We start from the raw sequence: 1,456 nt of genomic DNA, 5'->3' as shown, positions 1-1,456 counted from the left end.
AAAAGATAAATGTATTCATGAGCTGTTTGAAAAACAAGCTAGGCTCAACCCAGAGGGAATTGCAGTACAGTGTTCAGATAAAATATTGACATATAAACAGTTGAATGAAAAAGCGAATCAGTTGGCACATTATTTAGTTGAAGAGCATCAGGTTATGCCTGATAGTCTTGTAGGGTTGTGTGTTGAGCGTTCGGTGGAAATGCTCATTGGCATGTTGGGGATATTAAAAGCTGGCGGAGCATATGTTCCACTTGATCCTAGTTATCCTCAGGAGCGGTTAGATTATATGGTAATGGATGCCAAATTGACTGTAGTGCTACATAATCTGGTTGATCCAGTAGACAAATTTGCAGTTGAATTGGTTGAACTGGGCAATATCAACTCTACCGATGGGAGTTATTGTACTGTTTTTGATAGCTATCATACCGGAAATTTAACGCTTCGAAGAGATAGTATAACATCTAATAATTTGGCTTATGTCATTTATACATCCGGCTCAACAGGTAACCCCAAAGGTGTATTAACGCCTCACTTAGCTGTGGTAAGGCTAGTCATAAACCCTAATTTTATGATTCTTAACACTAAGACCACTTTTTTACAATGTGCCAATATAGCTTTCGATGCGGCTACAATTGAAGTGTGGGGAGGCTTGTTAAATGGTGGAAGATGCGTGATATATCCCGAGAAGCGCGTTGATATATCAAAGCTAAATAACGTTATTGAGCAATATAAAATCAACGCAATGTGGCTTACATCGGGGTTGTTTACCGAATGGAGCTATGAATGTAATGATGCTCATTCGTTGGAGTGGTTATTGGCAGGGGGAGATGTACTTAATGTTGATGCTGTAAAGCGTGTTGAGAAAAAGATACCAAAATTACAATTAATTAACGGTTATGGTCCGACTGAAAACACCACTTTTACCTGCTGCCACTCTATTCCAAAAAATGATTCCGCAATCTCTGTTCCAATAGGGAAAGGGTTGGTTGGAGATATGATTTTAGTATGCTCGAAAAACGGAAATTTACAGCCCTATGGAGTGGAAGGCGAGCTACTTGTTGGCGGAGATGGCTTGGCTAGAGGTTACCTTAACCAGCCAGAGTTAGCAGCAGAACGATTTATTAAGAACCCTTTTTACGATATAGAACGTTTAAATAGTTGTAAACGTTTATATAAAACAGGGGATTTAGTTCGCTATTTACCCAGCGGAGAGATTGAGTTTCTTGGTCGTATAGATGATCAAGTAAAGATCCGAGGTTTTCGAATAGAGTTAGGTGAAATTGAATATCAACTCAGCCAGTTTATCGATGTTGATTCAGCCATCGTAGTTGTAAAAGGCTCTATTGATAAACAACTCGTTGCCTATATCAAACCAATATGTGTATCGCATATGAGTACGTTGATAGCTCGAACAACATTGATAGCCAGTCTAAAATCGTTACTGGCGTCATTATTG

1 protein-coding gene is annotated in these 1,456 nt (G+C 39.0%); it reads left to right on the top strand.

Annotated elements, in window-relative coordinates; genetic code table 11:
* Positions 1-1,456 (top strand): amino acid adenylation domain-containing protein (locus CJF42_RS03460; RefSeq protein WP_141235470.1); only part of this gene is annotated, 1,456 nt, incomplete at both ends.

Source organism: Pseudoalteromonas sp. NBT06-2 (assembly GCF_002276045.1).
GTDB lineage: Bacteria > Pseudomonadota > Gammaproteobacteria > Enterobacterales > Alteromonadaceae > Pseudoalteromonas.
The sequence above is the reverse complement of the archived record's forward strand: the minus strand, read 5'-3'. Positions and strand labels throughout refer to the sequence as shown.